Genomic DNA, 24,986 nt, shown 5'->3' on the forward strand with positions numbered 1-24,986 from the left:
ACTCATTTCTCCCCCATAAGCTGAACCGCGATGTAGTCTTCCACCAACGCAATGGCTGAGGCAGCATTGGGCGCATCGGCGCCAAGTGCGTGACGAATGTAGAGTCCGTCGATCATGGCACCTGCACCCTCGGCAATGCGGCTGGCCCGCTCGCGCGAGGTCAGCTGTTCAAGTGCGAAGACGAGGTTTGAATGCAGGCGGCGTGCATAAATGCGCAAGAGCCGGCGGGTGTCCTCCGACTGTTGTGCATGCACATAGAAGGTAAGCCAGGCGGCAATGGTTTCCTGCGCGAACTGCGATGCGGAAAAATTGACCGCAATGATGGCCGCGATACGTTCCTGCGGCGCCTCGGTCTTTCGGATGGCAGCGTTGAGATCCTGCCTCAGTTCGCGCAGCAGATGGCGCATCGTGGCCAGGATGAGCTTGTCCTTACCGCCGAAATAATGATGCGCAAGCGCTGGCGAAACACCCGCCTCATGCGCGATCTGCGCGACGGTCACGTCCAGCGAACCACGCTGGCCGATGGTACGAATGGCGGCATCGATCAACTCGCGCCGCCGCAAGGGCTCCATCCCGATCTTGGGCATAATCCTCGTCCGTTCTCAGTCTAACTGAGCGGTCAGTTTAACGTTGATTGACTCATCAATCAATAAAAACCGGATATGCAAATCATGCATTTGCCGGCGCAACAGCGGGCGGTCTGCATGACGGGGAGGCTTGTCGGGGAGGTGCCGACCGCTTACATTCAACTAATGAGCAGAGCTTTCACCAAAGAACAGGATGATGCACCGACCGACCTCGGCGAGCGCCCGGTTAGTCCGCATCGCAATCTCGTCACGCCGACGGGCTTGACGATGATCGAGGATGAAATCGCCCGGCTGCAGCGCGAGCTGGCGGACGCCAATGTCGCGGGCGAGCGTTCGGCGATTGCGCGTATCTCACGCGATCTGCGTTACTGGGTGGCGCGGCGTGAAAATGCCGAGCTTTCCGTTCCCGCTCCCGACAGCGATGTCGTGCGTTTCGGCATGACGGTAGATCTGGAAAATCTGGACGACGGCAAGGTTCGCCGCTGGACCATCGTGGGCGAGGATGAGGCTGACCCGTCAAACGGCAAGATTTCCCATGTCGCGCCCGTTGCCATTCTGCTGTTCGGCAAGCCGGTCGGCGATGTCGTGAAAATCAATAATGTCGAGTGGGAAATCGTGTCGCTGAAGATTGTTTAGTCTTCGTCTATAGCGACGGTATGGTCACGGAAAAACGCTGCTGCGCCGGCTTCATCGATTTCACTTTTCGAAACCATCAGGACGAGCTGGATAATGTCTTCTTGTACGGCCTCAAGACTGAAGCCGTTGAAATAAAGAAACAAGTCAGCGGCAGCCAGTCCAGTTCTCTTGTTGCCGTCCACGAAAGGATGGTTCTTCAGCACACCGAACAGATAGGCCGCCGCCAGATCGAAGATATCCGGATCGCCATAGGCTTCCTTTTGCAACGGACGCGCAAGCGCTGAATCAAGCAAACCGGAATCGCGAATACCCGCTGCACCACCATGCAGACGCAACTGCTCCTGATGCAGCGCTTCTATGAAAGCCCGCGAATGAAAGTCGATCATTGAGCGAGCACGCGATAAGCGGTCTCATATTTTTTCATCCGCTCTCGGGCAATCTTCATTTTCTTCTCGAAGACCTCCGGATCTTCCGTGCTCCTGGTCAGTCTCAGTCCATCCTTGTCTGCGGTCAGGACCAGAGTGTCGCCAGTTTGCACGTTCAACTGCTCCAGCATTTCCTTTGGGATGATCACACCGTCGGAATTGCCGATCTTGCGCAGGGTTACGTTCATGGCTGCTCTCCTATGTTATAACGCATGATATAACATGGTGCGCCTGCGTTGTCACCACAAGCTACAGCCAACCCTTTCGGCGGAAATAGTAAAGCGGTAGCAGGGCGGAGGCGATCATCAGACCAAGCGCCATTGGATAACCCCATGGCGATTGCAGCTCCGGCATGAAGGAGAAGTTCATGCCGTAGATGGAAGCCACTAGCGTCGGCGGCATAAAACCGACCGCCGCCACAGAGAAAATCTTGATGATGGCGTTCTGTTCTACCGAAATCAGACCAACGATCGTATCGAGAAGGAATGTGACCTTGTTGGACAGAAAATCCACATAGGCGGTCAGGGATTGCGTGTCGCGTTCCAGCGACTTGATCCAGCTGCGCGTTTCCTTCTTGCCGGCTGCGGGATTGTTGATGGCCGACAGATAGACCAGCATACGGCTGATCCCCGCCAGACTTTCGCGCATTCGCGAGAGAAATGTTCCCTGTCCACCGATCTGGGTCAGTATGTGACGGAAATCCTCCGTCGTCATCGGTCGCGCTTTCGGCTGACGGCGATAGATGGAATGCGAGGCAGCATCGATCTTGCCTGCGACACCTTCAAGAATGTCGGCGAGGCGATTCGTCGTGGCTTCGGTAATACCAAGCATGATCGACAGGCCCGAGCATTTGGGTGATATCAACCCGTTGCCCGGTTTGGTGGAGCGCAGGATATAGGTGCTGAACGATTTCGGATTGGCATAACGAACAGTGATCAGCCGCGAACCATGCAGGATGAAGGTGACGGGCGCCAGCTCCCGATGGTCGAGATCGACCGCGTGCAGGATCGGCACTGTGAGATATTGGGCGCCGGTTTCCATGTAGAAGCGGCTCGATTCCTCGATTTCCGTCATGTCTTCGCGGGTGGGGATCGAAATGCCCATCCATGCTTCGACAATACTGTCTTCATTGACGCCAGGAGCAAACAGGTCGATCCAGATAACATTTTCTGGCAGCGGAGTGCCGGGCTCGACTTCCACTTGTTCGAGGTGGTCTCCGGAAAGGCTGTAAAGTGTGATCATACTGGCACCTGAAGTCTGGCCCGAAATCTCGAGCGGCTGGATTATGGGGCACTGTGCGCGAAAATTGTTAACGGAATGCGGCAGTGGTTTCCAGCCCGCAATCAGCTTTCTTCATGACGGTTGACAGCTCCATTACATAGGTCTAATTCATCAAGTCATCAGATGACTTTGGTGAAGATATGAAGGCGATATCCCGCAAGACTTTGACGGATTCGGCCACGCAGGCATTGCGAGGCGAAATCACGTCGGGACGCTGGACGATAGGCGATCAGCTGCCAAATGAAGCAGCACTCTCTGCAACGCTTGATGTCAGCCGCGGTACGGTACGGGAAGCCGTGCGTGCGCTGGTGGCACAAGGAATGCTGGAAACCCGGCAGGGGTCGGGAACCTATGTCCGTTCCACTGCCGACACGGCACGCAGCCTCGACCGCATCCGCCATACCAGCCTGCGCGACCGCTTTGAGACCCGGGCAGTTCTCGAAACGGAAGCCGCACGTCTGGCCGCCTTACGCATCAAGCCGAAGGGGATTGTGCATCTGGAGAAAATGCTGGCACAACGCGGCAATCGCGATGAACTCGACCGGGCAACTTTTGTGGCCCGAGACTTTGCCTTTCATGAGGCCATCGTCGCTGCCTCGGGCAACAGCGCCCTGATCGAGGTCTATGCTTTTTTCTCCGCCTCCATCCGCGAATCCATAGAAGCTACGCTCGACGGCGAACTGCCCGAGCCAAATCATGAGGCGCACCGCCAGATCGTCGAAGCCATCGCTTCGGGAGATCCTGACCAGGCCGGTGCAACGGTTCGCCGCTTCATGGCACCCCTGATTGAAGAACTTGAAAGGTTGCTGGCATCATGAGCCACACGAACACAGCCCTGTCGCACACGGCGGAAAACGAGGCGATGCTTCAGCCAGAGGCGCTGGTCGACGCTGAGGCGGACAGCGTTCCGCCGCCGCCAGTCCAGCGACCGCCAAGCAAGGCGATGCGCATTTTGCTGGGTCTGAGCCTCGTGCTGATCGCCGCCAATCTGCGACCGGTATTTTCCAGCGTTTCCGTGCTTTTGCCGGAAATCATCGATGCCACCGGCATGTCATCCGTTGCAGCCGGTATCCTGACCACGTTGCCGGTTGTCTGCCTTGGCGTCTTTGCGCCATTCGCACCACGGCTGGCGCAGCGTTTCGGCGCCGAACGCGTTCTGCTTTTCGTGCTGGTCGTGCTGACTGTCGGCACCGCCATTCGCGGCTTCGGTTCGTTCTATTCGCTTTATATTGGCGCAGCATTGGCCGGTGCCGCAATTGCTACTGGCAACGTGCTGCTTCCGGGCGTCGTCAAGCGTGATTTCCCGAAAACTGCGGCCATCATGACCGGTCTTTATACGATGGCGCTATGCGGCGGCGCTGCCTCCGCAGCCGGGTTCACCATTCCCATCAAGGGGATGCTCGGTGGTTCCTGGAACCTTGCCTTGGCTTTCTGGGCTGTTCCGGCGGCAATCGTTCTGCTGTTGTGGCTGCCGCAGGCCATGCGTGCGAAACACAATGTCGCGCATTCGGGTTTCAAGGTGATCGGCTTGTGGAAGGACAAGCTGGCATGGCAGGTGACCCTGTTCATGGGCCTGCAATCCTCCACCGCCTACATCGTTTTCGGATGGCTGGCGCCGATCCTGCGCGAACAGGGCCTGAGCCCGGCAGCGGCCGGCGGTCTGGTCTCTTTTTCGATCCTGGCTCAGGTCATCACCTGTCTCGCGGTACCGTCGATTGCTACCCGCCAGAAGAACCAGAGCCTGCTCAATGTCATTCTCTGCGCTTGTGCGGCCTTGCCGCTGATCGGCTTTCTCTATCTGCCGCTATGGACCTATTGGGGGCTGGCGGTCATTCAGGGCATCGGGCAGGGCGGTCTCATCGCCGCCGCCATGATGGTGATCGTGCTGCGGGCGCCGGACTCACACACGGCGGCGCATCTGTCCGGCATGGCGCAGTGCGTCGGCTATACGCTTGCCGCAATCGGCCCGCTCATCGTCGGGCTGATCCACAGCGCAACGGGCAGCTTTACCGCCTGTGGTCTTTTCTTCGCTGTGTTGGGGCTGGGGGCTGCCATCGCCGGATGGGGAGCCGGGCGCGCGCAACATGTAGGTGTGCAGGTAATCAAGGAATAGCAGCAACAAAAAACCCCGGCAAAACCGGGGTTTTTCTTTATTGTTGTATGAAGGCTCAGGCCTTTTCGTACAGTTCTTCGACGAATTCCCAATTGATGAGGCTATCGACGAAGGCCTCGAGGTACTTCGGACGCAGATTGCGATAATCGACATAGTAGGAGTGTTCCCACACGTCGACGCCAAGGATCGGCGTTGCACCGTGAACCAGCGGGTTTTCGCCGTTCGGGGTCTTGGAGATTTCAAGCTTGCCGTCCTTGACCGACAGCCAGGCCCAGCCTGAACCGAACTGGCCGACGCCAGCAGCGATGAAATCCGCACGGAACTTGTCGTAGCCGCCAAGATCGGACTCGATTGCCTTTTCAAGCTTGCCCGGCAGCTTCTTGCCGCCACCGTTCTTCTTCATCCACTTCCAGAACAGGATGTGGTTGTAGTGCTGGCCGGCATTGTTGAAGAGGCCCTGGTTCTTGCCGTAGCTTTCCTTGACGATCTCTTCCAGGCTCTTGCCTTCGAGGCCGGAGCCTTCGAGCAGCTTGTTGCCGTTGGTGACATAGGCCTGATGGTGCTTGTCGTGATGAAGTTCAAGCGTCTCGCGCGACATGAAAGGCGCAAGGGCGTCATAGTCATACGGCAGGGCGGGCAGTTCGAAAGCCATTGGAAACTCTCCTCTTTTCTTTGAGCTTACATGGGCAGCTTGCGGGCGGGCCGAGCAGATGCTGCCTCAAAACTTGCGTGCGGAATCTACATAGGCCGCATCGGTGCGGGCGGCAATGGCGTGAATGAGCAATTTAGTTTCAAGACAATGAATTATTATTGAAATCACAGTAGGATGGCGCAATTCTAGATTTTATGCTTCGCGATGCGTGGCGGACCCTCACAGGAGGAAACGGTGTCCCACAGTTCTTATGTCTTCGACGCTTATGGCACATTATTCGATGTCCATTCGGCGGTGCGGCGACATGCAGACAAAGCCGGGCCGGACGGTCGGGCATTTTCCGAACTGTGGCGGGCCAAGCAGCTCGAATATTCCTGGGTGCTCAGCCTGATGGGTGCCTACAGCGATTTCTGGAAACTCACCGAGGAATCACTCGATTTCGCATTCGCGCGCTACCCGTCCGTTGATCCGGCACTGCGCAATGACTTGCTCGATGCCTATTGGAAGCTCGATTGCTATCCGGAAGTGCCCGCTGCTCTCAAAAGCCTGAAGGAGAAGGGCGCACGGCTTGCGATCCTTTCCAATGGTTCGCCCGCCATGCTCGAATCCGCAGTCCGTTCGGCAGCGCTCGACGTCCTGCTGGACGACGTGATTTCGGTTGATGAAGTCAGGAAATACAAGACTGCCCCGGCTGTCTATGAGCTCATCACCCTGCAATGGCGGCTTTATCCTTCCGCGATCTCGTTCCAGTCCTCGAACCGCTGGGACGTGGCAGGGGCGGTGCGGTTCGGCATGCGCGGGGTCTGGATTAATCGAACCAACCAGCCCGACGAATATAAACAGTTTGCTCCGGCACTGATTCTGCCAAGCCTCCAGTTGCTTGATTGAGTTCTCACTAAAATTTGAACTTGCCGGGTTTATGGAAAGCTGGCTCCTGCACCCAAAATTGTGTCGCGGCTGCAACACGAGCCATGCTGGTGGGCTTTCGCCACGTTTAGGCCGCATTACGAACGGGCGTACGCCACATTTTTCGGGCGTTTTCCGTGCAACCAAACACCGGAAGCAGCCGTTTACGGCCTTTTCGATGGCTCACTGCGTATCTGCCACAATTGGCCGGGTCGCAATTCGTTAACCCTGAATGTGTATCTGTAACTCCTCCCGTCACTAAACTGGTTTTCATATGCAAACGACCCTTACCCGCCGTTCCTTTCTGACGGCAATGACAGCAACAGCGGCCGCCGGTCTGGCCGGTTGCGCTCAGTTGGGGCAGAATGTTCCAATCATTGATGTGGATCAGTCGGGCAACCCGATCAACCGCACCCCGCAGGCTAATGTCGACTCTTCCTATGGCGGATGGGCGCAGATGTATGCCGCCGTCGAGGATGGCGGCTTCCAGCTTCCGGCAATTCCGATCCAGAAGATGGACAAGCGCTTCCTGCGTCAGGTTGTGCAGGATCCAACAGGCGAACTGCCTGGTACATTGGTCATCGATACGGCCAACCGCTTCTGCTATCTGGTCCTCGAAAACGGACAGGCAATGCGCTACGGCGTGGGCATCGGCCGCGAAGGTTTCGCTTGGTCGGGTCGCGCTGTGATCCAGTACAAGCGCCAGTGGCCGCGCTGGACCCCACCGGATGAAATGGTCGCCCGCCAGCCGGAACTGGTGCAGTACAGCGCCAGGAACGGCGGCATGGCTCCGGGCCTCAAGAACCCGCTCGGCGCCCGCGCCCTCTATATTTTCCAGGATGGCAAGGACACGCTGTACCGCCTGCACGGCAATCCGGAATGGTGGTCCATCGGCAAGGCGGTCTCGTCGGGCTGCGTGCGCTTCCTGAACCAGGACATCATCGATCTATATGATCGCGTTCCGGCGAAGTCGCCGATTCTCGTGATGTAATAGCGATTGTCTGAACGACAGATTGCAAAAGCCCCGGACAGCTGGCTGTCCGGGGCTTTTTCCATTGTGCCGCGCGCCAACTTGCCGCCGCATTGAAAATAAGTCACTTTCCGCGCGGACAAATCGTCGGAACAAGGGGAGGGAAGTCATGTCCGAGGAAAAAGCCACCAAGGAAGTCGTGAAGGGCCCTGCATCCTATTTCCCGTCCATCGAGAAAAAATACGGGCAGCCTGTCCAGCATTGGCTTTCGCTGATCGAGCAGCGAAAGGGCGACAAGCATATGGAAATCGTCAACTGGCTGAAGTCGGAATTCGAGATGGGGCATGGCCATGCCAATGCCCTTGTCGCCTACGCCCTCGCCAAACCGGCGAAGGCGTGACACTGGCACTTTCTACCGTTTGAAGCCGCCGAGAATGCCGCGCACAAGTGCGCGGCCAAGCGAATTACCGACCGAGCGGACAACGGACTTCATGGCCGTTTCCGCGACCGTCTGGCGACCGGAGCGGCGACCAGTACCAAGTGCGGTGCCGACGAGATCGCCAAGGATACTACCGCCGCCTTCTTCCTCTTCCTTGGTCTTTTGCTGGGCTGCTGCAGCATTCTGCGCCTTGCGGGCCAGCATTTCGAAAGCGGAATCGCGATCCAGTACCTGATCGTACTGCCCGGCAACCGGGCTTGCGGCGATGATCTTCGCGCGTTCTTCCGGCGTCAGCGGGCCGATACGCGATGAAGGCGGGCGCATAAGCGTGCGCTGCACGACTGAAGGCACCCCCTTGGCTTGCAGCGTCGACACCAGTGCTTCGCCAGTGGCGAGATTGGTGATCGCCTGAAACGTGTTGAAATCCGGGTTCGGACGGAATGTATCGGCTGCCGTCTTCACGGCATTGGTTTCGCGCGGCGTATAGGCGCGAAGCGCGTGCTGCACGCGATTGCCGAGCTGCGCCAGAACGGTTTCCGGCACATCGAGCGGATTCTGCGTCACGAAATAAACGCCGACACCCTTGGAGCGGATCAGGCGCACCACCTGTTCGACACGGTCGACCAGAGCCTTCGGCGCTTCATCGAAGAGAAGATGGGCTTCATCGAAGAAGAAGACGAGCCGCGGCTTATCGGGATCGCCGACTTCCGGGAGTTCCTCGAAGAGTTCCGACATCAGCCAAAGCAGGAAAGTGGAATAGAGCCGCGGGCTCATCATCAGCTTGTCGGCAGCAAGCACGCTCACTACACCGCGCCCGTCGGTCGTGGTGCGCATCAGGTCTGAAATCTTGAGCGCTGGTTCCCCGAAGAATTTCGAGCCGCCCTGCTGGTCGAGGACCAGAAGCGAACGCTGGATCGCACCCACCGAAGCCTTGTTCACATTGCCGTACTTGCCCGAAAGTTCTGCCGAGCGCTCCGCCATTTCGGCGAGGATGGCCTGCAAGTCCTTCAGGTCCAGAAGCAGCAAGCCTTCTTCGTCCGCCAGGCGGAAGGCGATGTTCAGCACACCTTCCTGCGCCTCGGTCAGGCTCATCAGGCGCGACAGGAGGAGTGGCCCCATTTCGGAAATGGTGGCGCGGACAGGGTGTCCCTGTTCGCCGAAAATATCCCAGAAGATCACAGGCGCGGCGCGCATTTCGTACGGATCGAGCTTCACTTCCGCTGCACGTTTGAGAAGGCCGTCATTTTGAACGCCGATCGCGCCAATGCCGGAAAGATCGCCCTTGATGTCGGCGCAGAAAACCGGAACGCCAGCCGCTGAAAAGCTTTCGGCCAGAACCTGCAGCGTGACCGTTTTACCCGTGCCGGTCGCGCCGGTGACGAGACCGTGCCGGTTGCCGTATTTCAGCGCTAGATATTCCGGCTGCTGGTAGGAGTCGTCAGGCTTGCGGCTCGCGCCAAGAAAAATAGCGTCTTCGGCAGTCATCAGGCAGCTTGCTCCCTCTGTTCAACTATAACTTATGATATAGAGCAAAATCCGGCCGGAGTGAAACGAGGATCGGTAAGATTATGCCGGATCGCGGCCCTCAACGCGCAGGATAGCCGTTTGGGTGCGCCGGAATAGCTTCCAGATAGGCGGCAATGGCATTGCGGTCGGCTTCGGCAAGGTGAGCCATGTTCGCAACCACATCGGTCATAGATCCGCCGAGCGAATCGAAATCCGGGGTAAAGCCGCTCTGCAACGCGTAGGAGATGTCTTTCCCGCTCCAGGCGCCGATGCCCGCTTCATCCGGCGTGATGTTCGGCACGACGCCTTTTTTCCCGTCACTGCCGGTTTCAGGCGACAATGCTCCGGCGAGCCACTTGCTTGTGTCTACCCCCCCAATCGCATTGCGCGGTGTGTGACATTCGCCGCAATGGCCAAGGGCTTCAGTCAGATACTGGCCGCGCTTCACCTGATCGGAAGCATTTGCGATTTCCACCGCAGGCTGGTCGGACAGGTAAAGCTGTTTCCAGAGGCCGAGCCCCCGTCGGACCGTGAAGGGGAAGGAAAGCTTGTGCGGCGCTGCGACATTATCGGAGGGCGGCAATGTTTTCATAAACGCAAAGAGATCGGCCACATCCTGCGGCTGCATTTTGGTATAAGAAGTGTAGGGGAACGATGGATAAAGATGTTCGTCCTGCTTGCCGACCCCCTTCAGCATCGCATTGGCAAAGTCCTGTATGGTCCATGTGCCGATACCTTGCTCTGACGGGGAAATATTGGGCGCGATGAATGTCCCGAAATCTGAAACCAGTTCATGTCCGCCTGCCAGAACCTTGCGTGCATCGCCGGAGGCACCTGGCGCGGCATGGCAGGAGGCACAGCCGCCTGCCCAGAAAACCTGTTCGCCCTTGATGGGATCGCCCGGCTTCATCGCGTCCAACACGGTCGCGTCCACCTTCTGCGGAGCGGTCAGAATCCAGAAGGCAGCGGCTCCAAGGACGACCACGGCGCCTGCGGCATATGCCAGTTTTCGGACCATTCCATCTGTTCCCGTGAGGCGGTTCCAGGACGAGCCAGACCGCTCTTATGACCGTTATTCAGCGTGACAGTTCCAAAGTACAGATGCACTGGAATTGCACCGCACTTTTGCTGCAAATTTTTTGCACACAGAGTGTTTCCGTTCGGTGTGCTCTCTGTCAACAGCGAAGATCAGTTCTTCTTGACGCGATAGGCTTGATGACAGGAACCACAATTGGCGGCGACCTGCTGGAAGGCTGGCTTCAGCGCATCAAGATCCTGCGGTTTGGCAGCCAGTGCCGTAGCGGCGTCGGTCCGGAATTTTTCGACGTGCTTGACGAAGTCGTCTTTGGTTTCCCAGATTTTCGGCGAAGCTTCAGTATCGCCCTGATCCGAACCGGCCGGGAACAACGCATCCACATCCAGCTTCTTGGCATCGGCATCGATCTTTTCCAGCGCAGCAAGTGCGGTGGTGGCGTCGAATGGCTTCTCACCCTTGATCATCGGAGCAATTGACCCGACTGAGCGTCCAAGGTCCTTCATGATTGCCTGACGATCTGCGGTGACGTCAGCCTGTGCTGCGCCGGCGATCAATACAGCTGCAGAGCTGATAGTCAGGAAAAACAAACGCATGCGATCCTCCGCATTTAAAAATTGAACAGACTTCGTCCCTTGGTTCAAATATCCGATACAATCCGGGGCATTGCAATCATTGCGTCGGTTAAATCCCCAGTGCAGCAAGTATCATCCTGAATTTATAGGGATTATTACATAGGCTTCACGTTATCGTGAAAAACATGACTTAAATACTATTGTTTTATACTGAGCGGTGTCATTATTTGTGCCGGTATACTCGGTTGGGTAGCCCAAAACAAAAAGGCCCCGGAAACCGGGGCCTTTTCGAGCATGTAAAGTTTGATCAGACGAACTGGCCGAGGCCCGGAATTGCACCGATGACGGCATCAACTGGTTCGTCACCAGCCTTTTCCTTGGCAAAGCGGATGGTTTCCTTGGCAACGCCGGAAATTTCACCCATGCCCAGACCAGCGCCCATGAGCTGGGAGCCGAGACCCATCACGCCGCCCATCAGGCCGGACAGGAAGCCGCCGCCCTTGACCTGCGCGATTGCTTCTTCAGCGCCGGGGAATGCTGCCAGAAGCTTCTGGACTTCCGCTGCCGGGCCTTCCTTCTGCAGGAAGGCGAGGATCATGCCGACTGCCTTTTCTGCCGTTGCCGCATCGATGCCAACTTTGGAGGTGATGCGTGCGATCAGTTCTTCCATGGAAACTCTCCCAAAAATCTTACGTTTACGTAATATGCATTCTCGCCTTCGCTTTGCAAGCCGCCATGAGCGAAAATATTAGAGCATGATTCCGAAAAGTGGGAACCGGTTTTCGGATAAAATCATGCTCAAACAAAAACTTGGAGCGAAACGACGATACACTTACAAACATCCCGCTCTTGGAGAATATGTCTCGTGATGTGACGAGATAATTACGCTGTTCGAATTTCCTGCAATTCGAGTTCCTCGATCATGACCTGCCGCATGACGAATTTCTGGATTTTGCCGGTCACGGTCATCGGAAACTGATCCACGAAGCGGATATGGGCCGGAACCTTGTAATGCGCGATGCGCTGCCGGCAATATTCAATCAGTTCTTCGTCGGAAAGCTGGCCATCGTTGTGCAGCTTGACCCAGGCACAGATAATTTCGCCGAACTTGCGGTCGGGAATACCGAATATCTGGACATCGCTGATCGCGGGATGGGTGAAGAGGAACTCTTCTATCTCGCGGGGATAGATGTTCTCGCCGCCGCGAATGATGAGATCCTTAATGCGCCCGACAATGTTGCAATAGCCTTCGTCGTCTATCGTGGCGAGGTCTCCCGTGTGCATCCAGCCAGCATCGTCGATGGCGCCAGCTGAACTTTCCGCATCGTTCCAGTAGCCGCGCATGACGCTATAGCCGCGCGTCAGCAATTCACCCTTTTCGCCACGCGGTACCACCTTGCCATCCGCATCGACGATCTTCACCTCCAGATGCGGATGGATGCGCCCGACGGTGGAAACGCGCCGCTCCACAGGGTCAGTCGTCGAGCTCTGGAAACTGACCGGGCTGGTCTCCGTCATGCCATAGGCGATGGTGATTTCGCTCTGGTGCATCTCGCTCACCACCCGCCGCATCACTTCGATGGGGCAGGGCGATCCGGCCATGATGCCGGTGCGCAGGCTGGTGAGGTTGAAACGGCTGAATTCCGGGTGATCGAGCATCGCAATGAACATTGTCGGCACGCCATGGAGGCCGGTGCATTGCTCCTCTTCAACGGTCTGGAGCGTCACGAGCGGATCGAAACTGTCGTTTGGAATTACCATGCAGGAACCATGGGTCACACAGGCAAGATTGCCGAGCACCATGCCGAAGCAATGATAGAACGGCACCGGGATGCAGAGCCGGTCCTGTTCGGAAAGTTGCATCGCCTCGCCGACGAAAAACCCGTTATTGAGGATATTGTGGTGGGAGAGCGTCGCACCCTTCGGGCTGCCGGTCGTGCCACTGGTGAACTGGATATTGATGGGATCGTCAAATTGCAGTTCTTCGGAAAGCTGCGCAAGTTCTTGCCCGGTGACTTCGTCGCCGGATTGGGTGACCTCGTCGAAATTCAACATGCCCGGCGTCTGTTCCGCACCGAGCCGGATCACGCATCGCAGATTGGGAAGCCGCTCGGACATCACATGGCCGGGCCGGGCTTCATCAAGTTCAGGCACGATGCTGCGCAGAATATCGATATAGTTGCTGGTTTTCAGTGACGGCGCGAGGATCAGCGCCGCGCATTCGACTTTCCCCAGTACATATTCCAGTTCATGCGCCCGATAGGCCGGGTTGATGTTGACAAGGATCAACCCCGCTTTTGCGCTGGCAAACTGGGTGAGAATCCATTCGAGATTGTTCGGCGACCAGATGCCGAGACGTTCGCCAGGGCGTAGCCCGATGGCGAGGAAGCCTTCGGCAAGCTGGTCGGTCAGTTGTCTGAGTTCGGAATAGGTCAGCCGGATATTCTGGTGCCGGACAATGACGGCAGGACGTTCGGGATATTTTTCCGCGATCTGGTCAAGATGCCGACCGATCGTATTGCCAATGAGAAGCTTGTCGCTCGCACCATGTACATAACTGGCCTGCTGCATTTCCGATCCTCCTAAACCGAAGATGACGCCCGAAGGCGATGCATCAAGTGATGGGAGGATGCCATTCGTGAGGCTTCGTGAAAACCGCAGTTTTTAAGTTGACGTTCAGCGCTTGGTGCAGCGCACCAGAGTGGCGGCACCGGCATTGGTGTATTTGCTCTGCATCGTATAGAGCCATCCCTTGCATTCAGACATGCTGCTGAAGCACCGGACGCGGTCGATCGCAACCAGACCGTCACCGCCAGTGATGAAGGGCGAGTCGTCCACGCCGCTGAACTGACCGACGATGATGCCGCTGCCTCGTCTCGGCACGTTACAGCGCTGGCCTGCATATTCGCTGACATCCTTGCGTACCTGCGCTTCAGCCGACATCGGCAGTGCAACAAGACCGGAAACCGCAAGCGATGCGGAAGTGAGGCAAACAGCAATGACCTGACGCAACATCGGTCTCTCCTTAAGAAGAATAGATGTAAAACAATATTATAAGTGAAATAGCGCGGTCTTCCAGAGCATGTCTCCCGAAAGTGGGAATTCGTTTCGGGATAAAGACATGTGTAAAATGAAGGAAGCATCGCACCCTTAAAACCTGGATGCGATGCTTGTTGTAAAGGATCAGAGTACACTGCCCGCCTTGCCTGCCACCTTGAGTGCGAAGGCATAGGTATAGGCGACTTCTTCCAGTCGCGAGAAGCGACCCGACGCGCCGGCATGGCCCGCATCCATATTGATACGGAACAGAACCGGATGGCTATCGGTCTTCAGTTCACGCAGTCTGGCGACCCATTTGGCAGGCTCCCAGTAAGTGACACGCGGATCGGTAAGACCTGCCACGGCCAGAATGGCCGGATAAGCCTGGCGGCTGACGTTGTCGTAGGGCGAATAACCGGCAATCGTCCGGTAATCCGCTTCCGATGTGATCGGATTTCCCCATTCGGGCCATTCCGGCGGAGTCAGCGGCAAGGTGTCGTCCAGCATCGTGTTCAGCACGTCTACGAACGGGACTTCGGCGATGATGCCGCCGAATGCTTCGGGCGCCATATTGGCAATCGCGCCCATCAGCATACCGCCTGCGGAACCGCCTTGGGCAACGATGCGGTCATGACTGGTGAAGCCTTCGGCGACGAGGTGGTTTGCAGCAGCGATGAAGTCGGTGAACGTGTTCACCTTCTTGTCTCGCTTGCCGTTTTCGTACCAGGCAAAACCCTTGTCCTTGCCGCCGCGGATATGGGCGATGGCATAGACGAAGCCGCGATCCACGAGCGACAGCCGTGACGTGCTGAAGCTTGCGGGAATGGTGATGCCATAGGAACCATAGCCATAGAGCAGGCAGGGTGCCGAGCCGTCGAGCCTCGTATCCTTGTGGTATAGCAGGGACACCGGCACCAGTTCGCCGTCCGACGCCGTGGCAAAGACCCGACGCGTAACATAGTCCTGGGCGTTGTGGCCGGAAGGAACTTCCTGCGTCTTCAAGAGCTTCCGCTCCCGTGTCCGCATATTGTAGTCGAAGAGCTGTTCCGGCGTTGTCATGGACGAATAGGAGAAGCGGATCACATCCGTATCATATTCGGCGCTGCCATGAAGTCCGAGCGAATAGGCCTCCTCATCGAATGCGATGGCATGTTCCTCGCCGCTTTCGCGATCGCGGATCACGATGCGCGGCAGGCCGTTATCGCGTTCCATCCAAACTAGATGATGCTTGTAGGCGGAGTGCGACAGGATCAGCCGTCCCGGTTTTTCCGCCACAACCTCTACCCAGTTTTCCGGCTGCGGCGAGGCGGCAGGCGCCTGACAAATCTTGAAATCCTTGGCGCCGCCTGCATTGGTCAGGATGTAGAAGACATCACCGCCCGGCGCGATGTCATATTCCGTGCCGGTCTTGCGCTCCATGACGAGCTGCGGCTTTGCCGCCGGATCGTTGGCGGGAAGGAGCCAGCATTCCGATGTTTCATGGTCGTGAATGTCGATAAAGATATAGTCGTCCAGCGCCGAGCCGCCGACGCCGAGGAAAAAGCCTGGATCTTTCTCTTCATAGATCAACGGATCATCCGATTGGTCCGTGCCGACCTTGTGATAGAATACTTTGGATGGACGGTGGTTCTCGTCGAGACGCGTATAGAAGAAGCCCTTGCTCTCCGCATCCCACGCGCCGCCGCCATTCGTATCGGTGACGATGTCTTCAAGGTCTTTCATAGAAGACAGATCACGGACTTTCAGCTTGTAGAATTCCGACCCCTTGTCGTCATATCCCCAGATCAAAAGCTTGTGATCCGGTGCATGATCGGCCGATGCAAGGCGGAAATAGGCCTTGTCCTTGCCTTCGACATCGCCGTCGAGAAGGATGGTTTCCGCGCCACCATCGCGCGGTGTGCGAATGAAATAGGGCTGCTCGCCACCGGTGCGATAAGACACGCCATAGGCGAAAGGGCCATCCTTGGAAGGAACGGAGGAGTCGTCTTCCTTGATGCGCCCGCGCATTTCGGCAAACAGGCCTTTCTGCAGCGCTTCCGTGTCCTTCATCAACGCTGCCTGATAGGCATTCTCTGCTTCCAGATGCGTGCGGATTTCGGGGGCCAGCACCGATGGATCCCTGAATACTTCCTGCCAGTTATCTGCGCGCAACCAAGCATAATCGTCGGTGCGTGTGATCCCGTGACGAGTGTCATTGACCAGATGCTTGGCTGCATGCGGTGGTTGAAGTTGGGAGGAGCTTTGAGACATCCACAATTCCGATGAAAACTGTTTCAATTTGCTGCAAGGCCGGTAAGCCGTGCCTTCTGGCGGGTGATAGTGATATTTATATAGTTGGCCGAAGTGGCGAAAGCGAGTTGATTTCGTTGAAATATATTTGAGCAATGCCTTTTTGAGGCCCGATTCTGTCGCCAAAAGCTACCTAGCGGAAACATGTTAGTCTTGGACTTCGTACAAGAAAACTTGAGGGAGAAAACTATTGCTAACGCAGTTCGAGCAAATTAAAGGAAGCACGGCTGTGAACTGCAGCTTCATCCATATCCTTCAATAAACGGCAGGGGCGGCAACGCGAACACATCGCGATTCAAAGTTTCCCCATCTTAGTAAGGTTGAGTTCGAGTTTTTCTATTTGATGATTCAAGAAGAAAGACTTGTTGTTAATGTAATGTGGTTTGACAATTCTATTGCAAATGACATTATCAACTGGTATTCGCAGCCGGGAACGGATGGGGCAGGGCTTAGGAATACGTAACGACGATGGCAGGCGGGGATCTCCAGTCGTCGATTACGCAACAATAAGAAGTAAAAAGGAAATACAATGGAAAATCTGGACACGCACGACGAAAGCGCGGAACTGCTTCTGAGCCTTACTGCAGACGTTGTCGCCGCATATGTCGGCAATAATTCGATTCGCGCTGGTGAACTGCCGCTGCTGATCGCTGAAGTACACGCTGCTTTCAAGCGTCACGTCGAACGCGAAGAAGCGCCTGTCGTTGTCGAGAAGCCGAAGCCTGCCGTCAATCCGAAGAAGTCGGTTCACGACGACTACATCATCTGCCTCGAAGACGGCAAGAAGTTCAAGTCGCTGAAGCGTCACCTGATGACCCATTACAACATGACGCCGGAACAGTACCGCGAAAAGTGGGATCTCGACCCGAACTATCCGATGGTCGCTCCGAACTACGCTGCTGCTCGCTCGCGCCTGGCTAAGAAGATGGGCCTGGGCCGCAAGCCTAAGGACGCTTAATCGCTCCGACTGTCGAGCGGACCGCGCTTTGCAGTGTCTGTTCTGAGAGCTTTATAGAAATGGCCAGTATCGTTGAGCTTACGCTCCTAGATGCTGGCCATTTTGTTTTGGATTTGAGCACGTCCGGAAGCGCATGGTCTTTTCAACCAATCCGGTCGAATGCTTGTTTTAGTGCAATGTGCCTGTTCAGGTCATAACTCCAGTGACCGCACATTCCTTTCAGGCGCTCCCTTTCCATGAGACGCGTCAAACGCCGTTTGGTCCGTTCCTTCTCTTCCAGCGGGGCCTTGAGAACTTCATCGAGATCGATGCCGGCGATGATCTGCAAGGCAATGCGTTGCATTGCGGTCCGTTGATTCTGTTTTTGCCGGGCAAAAAATAGTGTGCGGGCTTGCTTCATATCCGCGTCCATGGCGATCATTCCTCATTTCTTGATGCGAATGAGCATGAGCCACGCAAAATGTCGTTGGATAATATTCCTAGATTCTTTCTGATTTTTCTGTAAAATGGCCATCAAACGCGATGGATTCAAACGCGTTAATGCCCGTGTTGGCAAGGCTTTAGCCTATGTTTGGGCTGTCGAAACTAACCGCAGACAGCAATTCCTTCTACGAAACTTATCCACACTTGCAATTTTCTAGGTATAAGAAGATATTCCTATTCTGGCGAGGAAAGATGAATGTCTTTGGAACTATCGGATGTCATTCATACACGGGCGGAAGCTTTCGAAGCATTGAAGTTGCTTGCGGTGCGGCATGGGCGAAGCCTTAACCTTGGAAGGGTGGAGGGTGTCGCCGACCGGTCACGGGAGCGGCAGAACATAGCGCTATGCGATGCCCTTATTGATTTGCTGGTGACTGTGTTCGGTGTTTCCGGCGCTGAATTGCGGTCACCGCTGCGGTGCAGGCGAGAGGTGGCGCGTTTGCGGCAGATCGGCATGTATGTCGCGCACACGGCTTTCGGGCTGGCCATGCGTGAAGTGGCTGCCGGATTTGCGCGAGACCGGACAACCGTAATGCATGCCTGCCATCTGGTGGAGGACATGCGCGACGATACGGAGTTCGATGCGATTGTCTCGACATTCGAACGCATTGCGCAAAGTGCTTTCACGGCCTGGAGGTTTGCGGCATGACCACCCAATTGTTAGCGTCCGAAGCGAGAATTATGCGCTTTCTGAAAAATGGCGGCTGCGAGGTTCAGGATTCCATTCGCGCTTCGCATGTCTTGCTTGCAACGGATCAGGTGACCATCGCTGCTTCCCGCGCCGAACTGGAGGCCATGCAGAAAAAGGGATTGCTGTATTGGAATGAGGAACGGCTTGTTTCATCGCAGCCCACTATCAACCGCGCAAAGGAAGGCGGCAAGCCGTTGCGCAACCCGGCAAGAACCTTGCAGACGATTTACTATGAGCAGGGCGAAAAGATTGAGATCAATCCAGAGGAATCGCCTCTTGCGATGCTCTACAGGCGCAAGAATGCGAATGGTTCTTCCTTTATCTCGGAGAGCGAGTTCCTTGCCGGTGAAAGGCTGCGGGCCGACTTCACACGCGGATCGCTGATGCCGTCCGTCACCATGCGCTGGGACACCAGTGTTGGCGGCGGGCGCAGCGGGCCGGGCGGCATGGCAGAGCTGACCGATATCGCGCTGGCCAGCCGCATCCGCGTCGAGCGGGCGCTGGAAGCAGTCGGGCCGGAACTGAACGGCGTTCTGGTTGATGTCTGCTGCTTCCTGAAAGGGCTTGAAACCGTGGAACGTGAGCGGCAATGGCCCGTTCGTTCTGCCAAGATGCTGCTCAAGTTCGGTCTGGCCGCGCTGCACCGGCACTACAATCCTCAACTCGAAAAGGAGCGGGGCAGAGGCGCTGTCCTGCATTGGGGAACAGACGACTACCGGCCGCAAATGCGTCCGCAGAATATGTGAGGTGGCGCACTCATTGACACCTTTCCGGAGCGGGGCTATCGCCTCTTTCTCAAAGGGACTTTGTGTCCGTTGGGGAAGTGGGGAGAAATCACATGAATTCGGTACGGGATCGGCTGGAAAGCATCCTGTCGCGTCTGGAAGCGCGGACAGCAAGCGAACACGTTTTCAGCAAGGTCTATGCACAGCAGGCGCGCGCTGAGGCTGATGCCGCCGATGCGCGTCTTCGTGATGGGCGCGCCCTTGGGCCGCTCGACGGGCGCATTGTTTCGATCAAGGATCTCTTCGATGTTGCCGGAGAGCCGACGCTTGCCGGTTCGGTTATTCGCCGCGATGCTGCCCCGGCGACACAGGATGCCAAGATTGTCAGCCGTCTGCGTGATGCGGGTGCGGTCATTGTCGGCAAGACCCAGATGACGGAGTTCGCCTTCACGCCGGTCGGCCTCAATCCGCATTACGGCGAGCCGGGCAATGCGATTGATCCGACGCGCGTTCCGGGCGGATCGTCGTCGGGTGCGGCAGTTTCGGCAGCTGAAGGAACAAGCGAGATCGCCATCGGTTCGGATACCGGGGGATCGGTGCGCATTCCGGCAGCGCTGAACGGCATTGTCGGCTTCAAGCCGACCGCCCGGCGCATTCCGCTCGACGGTGCGTTTCCGCTGGCGCCGTCGCTCGATTCCGTTGGTCCGCTGACCAGGACAGTAGCCGACGCCATTATAAGCGATGCGATTATGGCAGGCGAAACGCCGGTGTTGCCGAACGCCTTGCCGCTGAAGGGTCTGCGCATTGCACTGCCGAAAGGCTATCTTCTGGCCGATATGGAGCCGGACGTCGCAAAGCAATTCGAAGCAACGGTTGCGCTTCTTGAAAAGGCAGGAGCGATCATCGCCGATCTGGAAGTCGACGATCTGATCCAGCGCCTGCGTGAGGCAACCCGCGTTGGCTCCATCGCCGGGATCGAGGCAAGTCATATCCACGCATCGACCTGGCTTGGCGATCTTGACGCCAATGTCGATATTCGTGTGAAGCACCCGCTGTCCGTCCGCGTCAAGGTTCCGATGGAAACCTATCGCGGGATCATGGAAACACGCGCAACGCTTGTTCGGCAAATGGACGAGCGCCTGAGCGGCTTCGATATGTTCGTAACGCCCGCTACGCCGATTGTTGCGCCGACGATTGCTTCGGTCAGCAATGACGAGGCTGAATATGACCGTGTGGAAGGGCTGCTGCTGCGTGATACGCAGGTCGGAAACCAGTTCGACCTGTGCAGCATCACCGTGCCCATGCCGGGCATGACACTGCCGACCGGCTTCATGCTCAGCGCGCGCGGCGGCACGGATAAAAGGCTGCTTGCCGCAGCCTTGTCGGTTGAGAAACTCTTAGAGCCTGAATCAAAAAGCGGCATGTGAGTGCGAAAATGGTGATTTTCGAGTACCGGAGCGCAATGTACTTTTGGTACATGAGCACCGGAACGCAGGTAAATTGCCATTTGCAGCCGCACAGGGCGACTTTTGGAACGGGTTCTTAGGCTGATTCTTTCGCCAGCTCTGCTTCACGACGGATGCGTGCCACCATGGCGCGCAGGCCGTTGGAGCGCTGCGGCGTCAGATGTTCATCGAGGCCGAGCTTTTTCAGAATGGCTTCCGGGTCCACGGCGAGAATTTCTGAAGCCTTGTGGCCGGAATAAAGCGCCAGCACGATGGCCACCAGACCGCGCACGATATGCGCATCGGAATCGCCGAGAAACTCGATGACCGGATCGTTGCCGTCTTGCGGAAGCGTCTTCAGCCAGACCTGGCTGACGCAGCCCTGAACCTTGTGTGCAGCGTCGCGCGCATCGTCAGGATAGGGCGGCAATTCCTTGCCGAGGTCGATGACATAGCGATAGCGGTCTTCCCAATCGTCGAGAAATTCGAAATCGGACATGATGCTATCGATGGTCGTGGTCATAATACTCGCCTGAAAGAAGTTTCTTGCCGCTTATATAGTCATGAAACGCTGCAAGGTCACGGAAAACTCGAGCGCACCCAGCTGCGTGTCTAAAAAAGCTTTAGCGTTGAATTGAACCAGTCGGGCGACGGTCCAGTGCGCGCAGGGCTTCGTCCCGCGAGGTCGGGATGGGAATGCCGATTGCGGCCTGCACAGGGGTGGCGGCTGCCGGTTCCACTTTTGCAGGCGGTTGCGGCTTGGTGCCGAAACGATCACTCAGATATTCGAGGGCCACGCGGCTTCCTTCCAGAAGGCCGCTCCCGGCGCCGGAAACAAGCGAGGTACCGTTCTGGCAGAAGGATGGGTTGTCGATGCACAGCTTGCCCAGTTCCACGGCGGTTTTGCCATTAGCGAGAAGCTGATCGATTGAATCCGGCTCCCGCTTCGTCTCGGCAATGGCTGGCTTCTCCTGCGGCTTGTTTTGCTCATCCGCAGGGAAGAAGCGCGGCATCACGATGAATGCCAACGACAACCAGAAAACGGATTTGATGAGAAAACGGATCATTGCCATCTTGCGGTTGCGTGCCTTCGGTTTGCGTCAATGTCGGATGAATTGGAAAAGATTCCGTAACTGTTCGGTTTATTGGAGCGCATCGCGAAAAGTGTGAAACGGTTTTCGGACAAGATGTGCGTCATGGTAAAGCTTTTGAACGTCAAAATTGTGCCGCGGCTATGGTTTCGCCACCTGATCGCTACTCTCTGTTTACCATAGGCAGAAAAGCAGACCCGGCGCGTCACTTATCCGCTTTGGGCGGTTTCGTTTTATCGTTTCTTTAAAGCCTCGGCTGCAATCTGTTGCTGGCTGGGAGAGCGTCGTCACGGCGAACGGTTTTCCGGTTTTGACAATGCAAGAGTATCGAGTGAGTACGGCACGTTGAACGCCATTCTTTTGAAAACAGCCGAGACCGTCCGCATGAATGTGCAGGCGATCAGCCGTTTTTACGAACGTTTCTGCCGCCATTGGGTATCCAGTCCCGATGCGGCCTCCATACGTGTTATCGGTTCGGTCATCACCGCGCCGGTCCTGCTTTGTGCGGCCGTGCTCGCTTCGGGTGTGACACCGGGCTTTACGGAATTTGCGATTCTTGCAGCAAGCTTTGCAGGCGTCGCCATGATCCTTTGCGCGCTGTCGCTGATGGGCGTCGCCGCACCTGTTCTGGCTGGCCTGAACTTCGCTGCCTATGGCGTGGGTCTTGCTGCCATTGGCGCTTTTTCTCATGGCAATGCGGTTTTGTGGTTGATGGCGGCTGGTCTGCCGCTTGAAGTCTGGTTTGCGACCCGCAAGCCTGCCGCCGCAGTAGCAGGCGCTGCATTCGCGGCCATGATTCTCGGCTATTTTGCGACGGCAAGCGGTGGCGCCATTTCCGGCGGCAGCTATGTGTCCGTCGCTGTTCTGGTACTTTATGCAGCAAGTCTTGTTGCACGTGGTTACGCGAGCGCCGCCAAGCCCGCGCAGATCAAGGTCACCGCGCCGCAAGTCGCAGTTGCTGCGGGTGACCTGCAGTTCAGCCTCGATTCGGATGGCGTGGTTGCCTCGGTCGATATGAATTCGGCAAAGCTTCTGGGCGTACAGTCCAAAATGCTGGAAGGCACGGCGCTCATCGACCGTGTTCATGTCGCCGACCGTGTAGAATATCTTTCGCTTCTGGCCGATCTTCGCGCCGGTTCCGCTTCCAGCAAGATCGATGTGCGCCTGCGTTCCATCGAAAATGGCGATACGGTCTTCCGCACTTATCGTCTCGAAGGTGCCGCAAGCGCTCGCGCTATCACGCTCGTTGGCCGCTCGCTCGAAGGCGAGCAGAAGCTTCTGGACGAGATTGCAACACTGAAAGCAGAGCTTGAATCGGAGCGCATCGGCAAGGGCCGCCTGCTTGCAGCCGTCAGCCATGAGCTGCGCACGCCGCTCAATTCGATCATCGGCTTTTCCGACATGCTATCGCATGAAATGGGCGGCAAGCTGGCCAATGAGAAGCAGCGCGAATATGCGGGCCTCATTCACCAGTCCGGCCATTACCTGCTGGAGCTCGTGAATGCTGTTCTCGACAATTCGCGTCTGGAAACCGGCAATTACAGCATCGACCCGCAGAACTTCGCTTTCCGTGACGCGGCTGAAATGTGCACTTCTGTCATGCTGCCGCAGGCTGAAAAGAAAGGCGTTGCCTTCTGCCACCGCGTCGGCGCAGGCATTGGTGAGCTGGTAGCGGATCGCCGCGCCATTCAGCAGATTCTGCTCAATCTGGCCGGTAATGCGGTGAAGTTCACACAAAGCGGCGGCTGCGTCACCATCGATGCAAGCCGCGTGATGGCGAGCGGACGCGCGATGCTGGAAATCAGCGTGTCGGATACGGGCATCGGCATCGAGCCGGAAGATATGCAGCGCATCGGCACGCCATTCGTGCGCGCCGACAATAACTATACGCGCGCGCAGGAGGGAAGTGGCCTCGGACTTTCTGTGGTCAAGGGGCTGGTGGAACTGCATCAGGGAAGCATGCAACTCAAGAGTTGCCCCGGCGAAGGCACGATCGTCACGATCCGCCTTCCGGTGGCAGGCCCGCAGGTTGTCATGGGAGAAGACGAATATCAGGAACTTGGCACGGTGATCGACATGCACCGTCACCAGGGGGAAAGGCGTAATGACTGGCAGAACGACGAAGACAACAGCCAAATCCGGGAGCAGAAAGATGCGCAAACCCGCAAAACGGCGTAGTCTCGGCTTGCGGCTCCTCCACTTCTTCTTCACATCGGCTTCGGCACTTGCAATTGCTGCCGGAGATTTCATCGTGCGCAACCCCGTCCTGACTGGCGGGGCAACTGCGTTTCTGGTGGTGATGAGTTTCGTCTCGGCTAATGCGCTCTGGTATCAGCCGGAGGCGCACAAGGCGGTATTCTTCAGCACAAGACCGGACTTTGTGTTCAAGCCGACTCCACGTGCAGTCCTGCCTGGCACGGCGGCGGCAAGTGACAATGCCCCGAAGTCCACCGAGACCGCCTCTGCCGAACCTGCAAACAATGAGACTGCCCAGCCGCTGGAAGCCGCGAGCCTGTCGGCGGACCGGCTGAACATGAGCGCATCGGTTGATGACATGCTGCCGGCACTTGCGCCCAATGCCGATCTCGAAATCGCACGGCTGCAGCAACGTCTTTCGACGCTTGGAATTTACAAGGGACCGGTGGATGGTTTCACCGGGCCGCAGACCCGCGAAGCGGTGGAACGCTGGCGCGCTTTGCAGCAGAAGCTCGGCGTGCAGGAAGCAAATATTCCGGCGCAGTTGCAGGCCGATGCCCAAAACAGTGCCCCGGCTCAGGACGATGTTGCCAAAGTCATCGAGGTAGCAGTTCCGACGCCGCGCCCGCAGCCCGCCGTTTTGAAGACGGAAACAGTTTCAAAACCGAAACCCGCTCTCGCTTCCTATGAAAAGCCCGCGCCGAAAAAGCAGGTGGCGGCAACGCCCGCCGTGCAATCGGTGAAAGTGAGTTCGCAGGATATCATCCGCGTACAGGCCGGGTTGAAAGCATTCGGCAATGACACCGTGCCGGTGAACGGACAGCCGGGCAAGACGACACAAGAAGCGGTGCGCGAATTCCAGAAACTGTTCAGTATGCCGGTAACCGGCGAAATCGATGCGACGCTCATCACCAAGATGCGCGAGATCGGCCTGATAAGCTGATGG

General features: G+C 56.9%; 27 protein-coding genes and 1 pseudogene. 12 read left to right on the forward strand and 16 right to left on the reverse strand.

The window, feature by feature from the left end; all coding sequences use genetic code 11:
• Nucleotides 1-2: 2 nt before the first annotated feature.
• Entirely contained in the window at nucleotides 3-587 is a 585-nt protein-coding gene (betI, locus tag FG152_RS05600) for a transcriptional regulator BetI (protein ID WP_010661558.1), read from the reverse strand.
• Between the two features lie 165 nt (nucleotides 588-752).
• Between betI and FG152_RS05605 the strand changes: the two genes are divergently transcribed.
• Entirely contained in the window at nucleotides 753-1,223 is a 471-nt protein-coding gene (locus tag FG152_RS05605; RefSeq protein WP_029925347.1) for a GreA/GreB family elongation factor, read from the forward strand.
• Here the strand turns inward: FG152_RS05605 and FG152_RS05610 are convergent.
• The 3 genes from FG152_RS05610 to FG152_RS05620 form a co-directional block, all read right to left on the reverse strand.
• Nucleotides 1,220-1,609 carry a type II toxin-antitoxin system death-on-curing family toxin gene (locus FG152_RS05610; protein ID WP_010661560.1) on the reverse strand — a complete coding sequence of 130 codons (390 nt, stop codon included), beginning with the start codon at nucleotides 1,607-1,609 and terminating at the stop codon, nucleotides 1,220-1,222. The two genes, FG152_RS05605 and FG152_RS05610, sit on opposite strands and share 4 nt — an antisense overlap.
• Entirely contained in the window at nucleotides 1,606-1,836 is a 231-nt protein-coding gene (locus tag FG152_RS05615) for an AbrB/MazE/SpoVT family DNA-binding domain-containing protein (protein ID WP_010661561.1), read from the reverse strand. The genes FG152_RS05610 and FG152_RS05615 overlap by 4 nt, the downstream gene beginning before the upstream one ends.
• Before the next feature lie 61 nt (nucleotides 1,837-1,897).
• Nucleotides 1,898-2,890, reverse strand: a complete 993-nt coding sequence (locus tag FG152_RS05620) for a magnesium transporter CorA family protein (protein ID WP_010661562.1) — start codon at nucleotides 2,888-2,890, stop codon at nucleotides 1,898-1,900.
• 179 nt (nucleotides 2,891-3,069) lie between these two features.
• Here FG152_RS05620 and FG152_RS05625 point away from each other — a divergent pair, with 179 nt between their 5' ends.
• On the forward strand, nucleotides 3,070-3,747 hold the full coding sequence (locus FG152_RS05625; RefSeq protein ID WP_278376645.1) for a FadR/GntR family transcriptional regulator: 678 nt from the start codon (nucleotides 3,070-3,072) through the stop codon (nucleotides 3,745-3,747).
• A 44-nt stretch (nucleotides 3,748-3,791) separates the two neighbouring features.
• Nucleotides 3,792-5,042 carry a CynX/NimT family MFS transporter gene (locus tag FG152_RS05630; protein ID WP_376786649.1) on the forward strand — a complete coding sequence of 417 codons (1,251 nt, stop codon included), beginning with the start codon at nucleotides 3,792-3,794 and terminating at the stop codon, nucleotides 5,040-5,042.
• Nucleotides 5,043-5,097: 55 nt separating this feature from the next.
• On the opposite strand, the gene FG152_RS05635 is transcribed toward FG152_RS05630, so the two are convergent.
• Nucleotides 5,098-5,694: a superoxide dismutase gene (locus FG152_RS05635; RefSeq protein WP_012092469.1), complete on the reverse strand. Its 597-nt coding sequence runs from the start codon at nucleotides 5,692-5,694 to the stop codon at nucleotides 5,098-5,100.
• A 234-nt stretch (nucleotides 5,695-5,928) separates the two neighbouring features.
• Here FG152_RS05635 and FG152_RS05640 point away from each other — a divergent pair, with 234 nt between their 5' ends.
• The 3 genes from FG152_RS05640 (at nucleotide 5,929) to FG152_RS05650 (ending at nucleotide 7,970) form a co-directional block, all read left to right on the forward strand.
• Nucleotides 5,929-6,582 carry a haloacid dehalogenase type II gene (locus FG152_RS05640; protein ID WP_010661566.1) on the forward strand — a complete coding sequence of 218 codons (654 nt, stop codon included), beginning with the start codon at nucleotides 5,929-5,931 and terminating at the stop codon, nucleotides 6,580-6,582.
• Between the two features lie 292 nt (nucleotides 6,583-6,874).
• Entirely contained in the window at nucleotides 6,875-7,591 is a 717-nt protein-coding gene (locus FG152_RS05645; RefSeq protein ID WP_010661567.1) for a L,D-transpeptidase, read from the forward strand.
• A gap of 148 nt (nucleotides 7,592-7,739) precedes the next feature.
• Nucleotides 7,740-7,970: a DUF4287 domain-containing protein gene (locus tag FG152_RS05650; protein WP_010661568.1), complete on the forward strand. Its 231-nt coding sequence runs from the start codon at nucleotides 7,740-7,742 to the stop codon at nucleotides 7,968-7,970.
• Between the two features lie 12 nt (nucleotides 7,971-7,982).
• Here the strand turns inward: FG152_RS05650 and FG152_RS05655 are convergent, their stop codons facing one another.
• The 7 genes from FG152_RS05655 to FG152_RS05685 all read right to left on the reverse strand — a co-directional run bounded on the left by FG152_RS05655 (nucleotide 7,983) and on the right by FG152_RS05685 (nucleotide 16,412).
• Nucleotides 7,983-9,494: a helicase HerA-like C-terminal domain-containing protein gene (locus FG152_RS05655; RefSeq protein ID WP_043062643.1), complete on the reverse strand. Its 1,512-nt coding sequence runs from the start codon at nucleotides 9,492-9,494 to the stop codon at nucleotides 7,983-7,985.
• Between the two features lie 100 nt (nucleotides 9,495-9,594).
• The gene (locus FG152_RS05660) at nucleotides 9,595-10,533 is read right to left on the reverse strand and encodes a c-type cytochrome (RefSeq protein WP_029925337.1); all 939 of its coding nucleotides are present in this window, start codon (nucleotides 10,531-10,533) and stop codon (nucleotides 9,595-9,597) included.
• A 170-nt stretch (nucleotides 10,534-10,703) separates the two neighbouring features.
• Complete coding sequence (locus tag FG152_RS05665) at nucleotides 10,704-11,144, reverse strand: c-type cytochrome (protein ID WP_010661571.1); 441 nt, start codon at nucleotides 11,142-11,144, stop codon at nucleotides 10,704-10,706.
• A 286-nt stretch (nucleotides 11,145-11,430) separates the two neighbouring features.
• The gene (locus tag FG152_RS05670; RefSeq protein WP_010661572.1) at nucleotides 11,431-11,793 is read right to left on the reverse strand and encodes a DUF2267 domain-containing protein; all 363 of its coding nucleotides are present in this window, start codon (nucleotides 11,791-11,793) and stop codon (nucleotides 11,431-11,433) included.
• A 212-nt stretch (nucleotides 11,794-12,005) separates the two neighbouring features.
• The gene (locus tag FG152_RS05675; protein ID WP_498985475.1) at nucleotides 12,006-13,694 is read right to left on the reverse strand and encodes an AMP-binding protein; all 1,689 of its coding nucleotides are present in this window, start codon (nucleotides 13,692-13,694) and stop codon (nucleotides 12,006-12,008) included.
• Nucleotides 13,695-13,799: 105 nt separating this feature from the next.
• Nucleotides 13,800-14,138, reverse strand: a complete 339-nt coding sequence (locus FG152_RS05680) for a hypothetical protein (protein WP_010661574.1) — start codon at nucleotides 14,136-14,138, stop codon at nucleotides 13,800-13,802.
• A gap of 168 nt (nucleotides 14,139-14,306) precedes the next feature.
• The gene (locus FG152_RS05685) at nucleotides 14,307-16,412 is read right to left on the reverse strand and encodes a S9 family peptidase (RefSeq protein WP_498985476.1); all 2,106 of its coding nucleotides are present in this window, start codon (nucleotides 16,410-16,412) and stop codon (nucleotides 14,307-14,309) included.
• 568 nt (nucleotides 16,413-16,980) lie between these two features.
• Here FG152_RS05685 and FG152_RS05690 point away from each other — a divergent pair.
• A complete protein-coding gene (locus FG152_RS05690) occupies nucleotides 16,981-17,409 on the forward strand; it encodes a Ros/MucR family transcriptional regulator (protein WP_010661576.1) in 429 nt (142 codons plus the stop codon).
• Nucleotides 17,410-17,551: 142 nt separating this feature from the next.
• Here the strand turns inward: FG152_RS05690 and FG152_RS05695 are convergent, their stop codons facing one another.
• Nucleotides 17,552-17,821, reverse strand: coding sequence for a cytoplasmic protein (locus FG152_RS05695; protein ID WP_213506044.1), 270 nt, complete (start codon nucleotides 17,819-17,821; stop codon nucleotides 17,552-17,554).
• 273 nt (nucleotides 17,822-18,094) lie between these two features.
• On the opposite strand from FG152_RS05695, the gene FG152_RS05700 reads away from it, so the two are divergent.
• The 3 genes from FG152_RS05700 to FG152_RS05710 all read left to right on the forward strand — a co-directional run bounded on the left by FG152_RS05700 (nucleotide 18,095) and on the right by FG152_RS05710 (nucleotide 20,735).
• Complete coding sequence (locus FG152_RS05700; protein ID WP_213506046.1) at nucleotides 18,095-18,541, forward strand: helix-turn-helix domain-containing protein; 447 nt, start codon at nucleotides 18,095-18,097, stop codon at nucleotides 18,539-18,541.
• Nucleotides 18,538-19,329 carry a DUF6456 domain-containing protein gene (locus FG152_RS05705; RefSeq protein ID WP_213506035.1) on the forward strand — a complete coding sequence of 264 codons (792 nt, stop codon included), beginning with the start codon at nucleotides 18,538-18,540 and terminating at the stop codon, nucleotides 19,327-19,329. Before FG152_RS05700 ends, FG152_RS05705 begins: the two co-directional genes overlap by 4 nt.
• Nucleotides 19,330-19,421: 92 nt before the next feature.
• Nucleotides 19,422-20,735, forward strand: coding sequence for an amidase (locus FG152_RS05710; protein WP_264812686.1), 1,314 nt, complete (start codon nucleotides 19,422-19,424; stop codon nucleotides 20,733-20,735).
• Here FG152_RS05710 and FG152_RS05715 read toward each other — a convergent pair.
• The 3 genes and pseudogenes from FG152_RS05715 to FG152_RS05725 form a co-directional block, all read right to left on the reverse strand.
• Nucleotides 20,671-20,815 (reverse strand): annotated as a pseudogene (locus tag FG152_RS05715) (flagellar basal body P-ring protein FlgI); the annotation flags it as partial. The gene FG152_RS05710 and the pseudogene FG152_RS05715 overlap by 65 nt on opposite strands.
• Nucleotides 20,816-20,850: 35 nt before the next feature.
• Nucleotides 20,851-21,276: a SufE family protein gene (locus FG152_RS05720; RefSeq protein ID WP_012092456.1), complete on the reverse strand. Its 426-nt coding sequence runs from the start codon at nucleotides 21,274-21,276 to the stop codon at nucleotides 20,851-20,853.
• 100 nt (nucleotides 21,277-21,376) lie between these two features.
• The gene (locus FG152_RS05725; protein ID WP_029925325.1) at nucleotides 21,377-21,820 is read right to left on the reverse strand and encodes a hypothetical protein; all 444 of its coding nucleotides are present in this window, start codon (nucleotides 21,818-21,820) and stop codon (nucleotides 21,377-21,379) included.
• Nucleotides 21,821-22,189: 369 nt separating this feature from the next.
• Here FG152_RS05725 and FG152_RS05730 point away from each other — a divergent pair, with 369 nt between their 5' ends.
• Together FG152_RS05730 and FG152_RS05735 are read left to right on the forward strand one after the other, a co-directional pair.
• Nucleotides 22,190-24,022, forward strand: coding sequence for a sensor histidine kinase (locus FG152_RS05730; RefSeq protein WP_010661583.1), 1,833 nt, complete (start codon nucleotides 22,190-22,192; stop codon nucleotides 24,020-24,022).
• Complete coding sequence (locus tag FG152_RS05735; RefSeq protein ID WP_029376301.1) at nucleotides 23,997-24,983, forward strand: peptidoglycan-binding domain-containing protein; 987 nt, start codon at nucleotides 23,997-23,999, stop codon at nucleotides 24,981-24,983. Before FG152_RS05730 ends, FG152_RS05735 begins: the two co-directional genes overlap by 26 nt.
• The last annotated feature ends 3 nt before the right edge of the window (nucleotides 24,984-24,986 follow it).

The sequence above is a fragment of the Ochrobactrum sp. XJ1 genome, assembly GCF_024701725.1.
Classification (GTDB): domain Bacteria; phylum Pseudomonadota; class Alphaproteobacteria; order Rhizobiales; family Rhizobiaceae; genus Brucella; species Brucella anthropi.

Bases quoted from the DNA above. Each gene is read 5' to 3' on its own strand.
- betI (WP_010661558.1), bottom strand. From the start codon at position 587: ATGCCCAAGATCGGGATGGAGCCCTTGCGGCGGCGCGAGTTGATCGAT.
- FG152_RS05605 (WP_029925347.1), top strand. From the start codon at position 753: ATGAGCAGAGCTTTCACCAAAGAACAGGATGATGCACCGACCGACCTC.
- FG152_RS05610 (WP_010661560.1), bottom strand. From the start codon at position 1,609: ATGATCGACTTTCATTCGCGGGCTTTCATAGAAGCGCTGCATCAGGAG.
- FG152_RS05615 (WP_010661561.1), bottom strand. From the start codon at position 1,836: ATGAACGTAACCCTGCGCAAGATCGGCAATTCCGACGGTGTGATCATC.
- FG152_RS05620 (WP_010661562.1), bottom strand. From the start codon at position 2,890: ATGATCACACTTTACAGCCTTTCCGGAGACCACCTCGAACAAGTGGAA.
- FG152_RS05625 (WP_278376645.1), top strand. From the start codon at position 3,070: ATGAAGGCGATATCCCGCAAGACTTTGACGGATTCGGCCACGCAGGCA.
- FG152_RS05630 (WP_376786649.1), top strand. From the start codon at position 3,792: ATGCTTCAGCCAGAGGCGCTGGTCGACGCTGAGGCGGACAGCGTTCCG.
- FG152_RS05635 (WP_012092469.1), bottom strand. From the start codon at position 5,694: ATGGCTTTCGAACTGCCCGCCCTGCCGTATGACTATGACGCCCTTGCG.
- FG152_RS05645 (WP_010661567.1), top strand. From the start codon at position 6,875: ATGCAAACGACCCTTACCCGCCGTTCCTTTCTGACGGCAATGACAGCA.
- FG152_RS05650 (WP_010661568.1), top strand. From the start codon at position 7,740: ATGTCCGAGGAAAAAGCCACCAAGGAAGTCGTGAAGGGCCCTGCATCC.
- FG152_RS05655 (WP_043062643.1), bottom strand. From the start codon at position 9,494: ATGACTGCCGAAGACGCTATTTTTCTTGGCGCGAGCCGCAAGCCTGAC.
- FG152_RS05660 (WP_029925337.1), bottom strand. From the start codon at position 10,533: ATGGTCCGAAAACTGGCATATGCCGCAGGCGCCGTGGTCGTCCTTGGA.
- FG152_RS05665 (WP_010661571.1), bottom strand. From the start codon at position 11,144: ATGCGTTTGTTTTTCCTGACTATCAGCTCTGCAGCTGTATTGATCGCC.
- FG152_RS05670 (WP_010661572.1), bottom strand. From the start codon at position 11,793: ATGGAAGAACTGATCGCACGCATCACCTCCAAAGTTGGCATCGATGCG.
- FG152_RS05675 (WP_498985475.1), bottom strand. From the start codon at position 13,694: ATGCAGCAGGCCAGTTATGTACATGGTGCGAGCGACAAGCTTCTCATT.
- FG152_RS05680 (WP_010661574.1), bottom strand. From the start codon at position 14,138: ATGTTGCGTCAGGTCATTGCTGTTTGCCTCACTTCCGCATCGCTTGCG.
- FG152_RS05685 (WP_498985476.1), bottom strand. From the start codon at position 16,412: ATGTCTCAAAGCTCCTCCCAACTTCAACCACCGCATGCAGCCAAGCAT.
- FG152_RS05690 (WP_010661576.1), top strand. From the start codon at position 16,981: ATGGAAAATCTGGACACGCACGACGAAAGCGCGGAACTGCTTCTGAGC.
- FG152_RS05695 (WP_213506044.1), bottom strand. From the start codon at position 17,821: ATGGACGCGGATATGAAGCAAGCCCGCACACTATTTTTTGCCCGGCAA.
- FG152_RS05705 (WP_213506035.1), top strand. From the start codon at position 18,538: ATGACCACCCAATTGTTAGCGTCCGAAGCGAGAATTATGCGCTTTCTG.
- FG152_RS05710 (WP_264812686.1), top strand. From the start codon at position 19,422: ATGAATTCGGTACGGGATCGGCTGGAAAGCATCCTGTCGCGTCTGGAA.
- FG152_RS05720 (WP_012092456.1), bottom strand. From the start codon at position 21,276: ATGACCACGACCATCGATAGCATCATGTCCGATTTCGAATTTCTCGAC.
- FG152_RS05725 (WP_029925325.1), bottom strand. From the start codon at position 21,820: ATGATCCGTTTTCTCATCAAATCCGTTTTCTGGTTGTCGTTGGCATTC.
- FG152_RS05735 (WP_029376301.1), top strand. From the start codon at position 23,997: ATGCGCAAACCCGCAAAACGGCGTAGTCTCGGCTTGCGGCTCCTCCAC.